Origin of the sequence: Dermacoccus sp. UBA1591 (assembly GCF_002322065.1) — a bacterium.
In the GTDB taxonomy this organism is placed as follows: Bacteria; Actinomycetota; Actinomycetes; order Actinomycetales; family Dermatophilaceae; genus Dermacoccus; species Dermacoccus nishinomiyaensis.
The window spans coordinates 8,905-13,885 of the sequence record NZ_DCNR01000120.1; the positions used below are offsets into that span (position 1 = coordinate 8,905).

The window sequence follows — 4,981 nt, forward strand, 5'->3', positions numbered from 1 at the left end:
GAGCGTCGCGACGAGGCCGACCCAGCCGAGGATCTCGAGCCGGCGGTCTCCCGCATCGAGCGGATCGCGACGATCCCGTGCCCGCAGCAACCCACCACCACGTCCACGATGCCCCGTCCACACGCCCGCCGCGACACCGAGGGCGAGGGCCTGCACGCGCACGTCGGTGCCGTAATAGGCGTGTGCCTGCCCGCCCGGTGAGTCGAGATCGATCGTCGACGCCCACGCCGCCGACGCGAGCGCGAGGAAGACGAACCCCGCGGCGCGCGCGCTGCGGCGGTGCGCGTACGTCAGCGCCGCGATGATGAGCAACGGCACGACGAGGTAGAACTGCTCCTCCACCGACAGGCTCCACGCATGGCGCGTGATGCTCGGGTGGGTGAACTCCTCGAAGTACTGATCGTCGCGCAGCACGAGGCGCCAGTTCATGACGTACGTCAGGGTCGCGAGGATGTCGCCGCGCAGGTACGTGCGCTCCGCGGCTGGCGCGAACGCCCACCCGTCGAGGGTGACGGAGCCGACCATGACCAGCAGCGCCGGCGCGAGGCGACGCACGCGCCGTCGGTAGAACTCACGCACGCTGATCCACCCGAACTCACGCTGCTCGGCGAGCAGCAGGCGCGTGATGAGGAACGCCGAGAGGATGAAGAAGACGTTCATGAGGATCCACGCGCCGGGCAGGAACGTCAGTACACCGACGTGCCACAGCATGAACACGACCATGCTGTAGCCGCGGATGCCGTCGAGCCCGGGGCGGTAGGCGAACAGTTTTGAGGCCATCGTCGTTTCTCCTGGCCTCGTTTCGCGGGGCCGGTACGGGCAGCGTCAGTCGCGCTCTTGGTCCGACAGGCGCTTGCGCCCGCGCGCGGTGCGGCGCTCGTGCACGTCGTCGTCCTCGCCGTCTTCGGCCTGCGGCCCGCTCGACCTTCTCGATGCGCACGCCGCGCTCGTGGCGCTCTGCGTCGCGGTCCTCGTCACCGAGGCGTGCACGACGTGCGGGACGCTCCTCGGCGTCACGACGCTCGCGCCGCGCGGGGCGCACCGGACGCTCGTCGTCATCGTCGTCGTGCTCGTCATAACGGTCGTAGCGCTCGCGTCCGCGCGCGGCGCGCCCGGAGCCGTGCGTGCCGAACAGGAGGTAGCCGAGCGCGGCGGTGGTGAGCGCGAGCGCGAGGAACAGCAGCGCGCGGTGCAGCGATTGCCCCTCGATGATGTTGCACTGCCCCTTCGCGAGGCCGGAGGTGTTGGGGGACATTGGCGAACCGCAGCCGAACAGGCTGCCGTCCTTGCCCCGGAAGTTCGTCGGGGAGACGAAGAAGTAGACCGCGACGGCCAGGAGCAGCGCAGAGATGATGGCAGCGATCTTCGTGCCGGTCGCGAGACCCGTGGGGCCCGCCTCATCGTTCGTGTTCAGCATGACCGCATGCTAGCGGTGGATTCACCTGCAGTGAGGTGTATGTCACAAATACACTCAGGGCTTCGAACGAATTGACTCGTGGAAGAGGATCGACCGTGGCTCGCCGCCCCCACACCCCCCTGACGTACCGCCCGGCCCTCGACGGCCTGCGCGCGCTCGCGGTGCTCGGTGTCCTCGTGTTCCACCTGTGGCCGAACGCGGCGCGCGGCGGGTGGCTCGGCGTCGACCTGTTCTTCGTCCTGTCCGGCTACCTCATCACGACGCTGCTCGTGCGCGAGTACGTCCAACGCGGCGGCATCGACCTGCGCGGGTTCTGGCTGGCACGCGCCCGACGGCTCATGCCGACGCTCGTCGTCGTCCTTCTCGCGGTGCTCGTCATGGCGACGTTCTGGACGCTGCCGTCGCGTCGTTACGCCGTCTCGCTCGACGTGCTCTCGACCCTCGCGTATGTCGCGAACTGGCACTTCATCTCCGGTGACGAGGCCTACTTCGCCTCGAACGGCACGCCCTCTCCCCTGCGTCACGCATGGTCGCTCGCCATCGAGGAGCAGTACTACCTGCTGTTCCCGCTCCTGCTGCTCGCGCTCACGCGGTTCCTCACGCGCCGCCGCCACCTCGCGTTCTGGTTGCTCGCGCTCGCTGCTGCGTCGGCGCTGTGGATGGCGCACCTGTACGTGCCCGGCGTCGACCCGACGCGCGTCTACTACGGCACCGACACCCGCGCGTTCGAACTGCTCATCGGCGCCGCCGCGGGTGCCTGGATCGGGCCGTCGCAGTGGGGTCACGCGCGCCCCGCGCCGTGGCTGCTGTGGCTCGAACGTCTCGCGTGGCCGGCGCTCTTCGCGCTGGTCATCGCGATGCTGACGTTCGACGAGTCGTCGTCCGTGCTGTTCCGTGGCGGGCTCGTCGCGTTCTGCGTCGTCGCGCTCGTGCCGATCCTCGCGGCAGCCTCGCCGCACCCGAACAGCTTCCAGCACGTGCTGTCGTTCGAGTGGCTGCGCCGGCTCGGGCTCATCAGCTACGCGCTGTACCTGTGGCACTGGCCGCTGCACGTCTACCTCGCGCCCGAGCGTCTCGGCCTCGACGCGGCGTGGGCGGGCGTCGTCCAGGCCGTCGCCGCCCTCGTGCTCGCGACGGCGACCTACCGCTTCGTGGAGCAGCCCGTGCGCCGTGGCGGGGTGCGCGCCCTGTGGCCGCGCTCGCCTGCACCTCGTCGGCTTGCCCCGATCGCGGCCGCCGCGGCGGCACTCGTCGTCGCCGGTGGGGCGTTGGCGCTACCGCACGTCTCGGGTGGCGGTTCCGATCTGGAAGCCGGTTCGGGTGGCGGCGAACTGACGTACGCGATGAAGACGTACACGCCCGGTGAGGACGTCAAGGCGATCCTCGTCGGCAACTCGATCCCGCACAGCCTGTTCGCCAACTTCCCGCAGACACGCTTTCCCGACCTGCAGCTGACGGAATCAGCGAGCTTTGGATGCACGACGTTCGCCGGGCAGGAGAGCAGCGGCGGCCAGCCGGTGCCGTCGCTGTCGAAGTGCGACCAGTTCCACGACGACTGGTACTACGGCCTCGCCGGGCGCGACGCGATGCTCTATTTTCTGCCGCAGAACCTGCTCAACGACTACGAGGTCGACGGACGGATGCTGCGCTCCGGAAGCGCCGAGCACGACGCGTTCGTGCGCTCCAGCCTCGACGGCGTCGCGCAGAAGGCGAAGCAGCAGAACATCGCCCACCCCTACCTCGTCGACCTGTCGTGCCACCGCGTGCCGACGATAGGAACCGACCCGACGGTCGTCGCGACCAACGACACCGCGAAGGTCGAGCATCTCAACGACGTGGCGAAGGGCTGGGCGAGTTCCAACGGAGTCACCCTCATCGACCAGTTCGGCTTCCTCTGCCCCGGCGGGCAGTATCACGGCCGCATCAACGGCGTGAACCTCTACGCCGATGGGCTGCACTTCACCAGCGAGTCCGGCCCGATCTTCTGGAACTGGCTCGCACCGCAGATCCAGCAGCACGGTGACGGGTCGGGCGCGTCGAGCACCAGCTCGTCGAGTGCGTCGAGCACCAGCGGCCGATGAGCCTGCACGCCGTCGTCCTGGCCGGTGGGTACGGCACCCGGCTGCTGCCGTTCACGCGCCGCACGCCGAAGCACCTGTTGTCGATCGGTGACGAACCCGTCATCGCGCACCAACTTCATCGTCTCGCGGCGGCGGGCGTCGAATCCGTCGTGCTCGCGACCTCGTACCACGCGGACGCCTTTCGTCCGGCGCTGGGTGACGGCGACGCGTACGGCGTCCGGTTGCGCTACAGCCGTGAGGAGCATCCGCTCGGCACCGGTGGCGCGCTGCGTCACGCGTGCGGGTTGCTCGATCTCGCGTCCGACGACGACGTGCTCGTCCTCAACGGCGACCTCATCACCGAGCATGACCTCGGCGCGCAGGTCGCCGCGCACCGGGCGCACCGGGCGCACCGGGCGTGTGCCGTTCGCGCCGGCGACGCACCCCCGGTGCTCGCCACGATCCACGGACGCGCCGTGCCCGACGCGTCGGCGTACGGGTTGCTGCACCTCGACGAGGCCGGGCGCGTCACGGCGTTCGAGGAGAAGCCGCCAGGCGCGCCGGCGGGCGTCGTCAACGCGGGCACGTACGTCGTCTCCCCCGCCCTGGTCGATCTCGTGCCCGTCGACGCGGTCGTCTCCCTCGAACGCGAGGTGTTTCCTGAGGCGAGCGAGCGCGGCGGGGTGTTCGTCCACCGCGACGACGCACCGTTCCACGACATCGGCACGCCCGCCGCCCTGCTGGCGGCGAACCTCGCCTGGGCGCGTGAGCGTGACCTCGACGCCATCGACCTGCGGGCGGGGGCGGTTGCTGGCACCCCTGACGCGGGTGCGATCTCCGGCAGCCTGCTGCTGGGCGGATCACGCGTCGCCGACGACGCCATCGTGAACGGCTGCATCATCGGGCCCGGCGCGCTCGTGGGGGCGGGCGCCGTGCTGGAGGACTGCGTCATCGGGGACGACGCCGTCGTCGCGCCGGGTGTGCGCGCCCGCCGTGTGACACTCGACGTCGGTGAGCGACTGGGCTAAGAGCCCCATCAACGGCTCGAAGGGTCCCCGGCCGAAACCGTGGGCCCCCGGGCCGAAGCGGCGATGAGCACCTCCGAGATGAGTGAAAAAGATCCCCAGCTGGAATCTTCGACTCTAGGTCGGGTGCTCGTCCGAGAGGCAGCTGCGAACGTTTTCTTCGCACCGGCCGACCCGACGTGCCGGCCGTCGACCCTCACGGGCGGCGGCCGTCAGTGCTCGGCGTCCTGCCAGCTGCGTCCGGTGCCGACGTTGACGTCGAGCGGCACCGCGAGGTCGGCGGCCGCACCCATCTGCTCGCGCACGATGCGTTCGGCTTCGTCGCGTTCGCCCGCGCCGACCTCGACGATGAGTTCGTCGTGCACCTGCAGGAGCACCCGCGAGCGCAGGTTCGCCGCGCGCAACGCCTCGTCGACGCCGAGCATGGCCTTCTTCATGATGTCGGCCGCCGAGCCCTGGATCGGCGCGTTGAGCGCCAT

Annotated in this window: 5 protein-coding genes; 3 read left to right on the plus strand and 2 right to left on the minus strand. The window is 70.0% G+C overall.

The genetic code is table 11. The annotated features are described in order from the left end of the window. Positions 1–780, minus strand: a 780-nt coding sequence (locus B2284_RS13795; RefSeq protein WP_286697646.1) for an acyltransferase family protein, incomplete at its 3' end; no start/stop codon positions are given. A 73-nt stretch (positions 781–853) separates the two neighbouring features. Between B2284_RS13795 and B2284_RS13800 the strand changes: the two genes are divergently transcribed. From B2284_RS13800 to B2284_RS13810, 3 genes are read left to right on the plus strand one after another with little or no spacing between them, the layout of a single operon-like run. Beyond that, the gene (locus B2284_RS13800) at positions 854–1,492 is read left to right on the plus strand and encodes a hypothetical protein (RefSeq protein WP_286697647.1); all 639 of its coding nucleotides are present in this window, start codon (positions 854–856) and stop codon (positions 1,490–1,492) included. 20 nt (positions 1,493–1,512) lie between these two features. Then, positions 1,513–3,498, plus strand: coding sequence for an acyltransferase family protein (locus B2284_RS13805; RefSeq protein WP_170957197.1), 1,986 nt, complete (start codon positions 1,513–1,515; stop codon positions 3,496–3,498). Further along, entirely contained in the window at positions 3,495–4,505 is a 1,011-nt protein-coding gene (locus B2284_RS13810) for a nucleotidyltransferase family protein (RefSeq protein WP_286697648.1), read from the plus strand. Before B2284_RS13805 ends, B2284_RS13810 begins: the two co-directional genes overlap by 4 nt. 209 nt (positions 4,506–4,714) lie before the next feature. Here the strand turns inward: B2284_RS13810 and B2284_RS13815 are convergent. Beyond that, on the minus strand, positions 4,715–4,981 hold a 267-nt coding region (locus tag B2284_RS13815), incomplete at its 5' end, for a DNA polymerase (protein WP_286697649.1).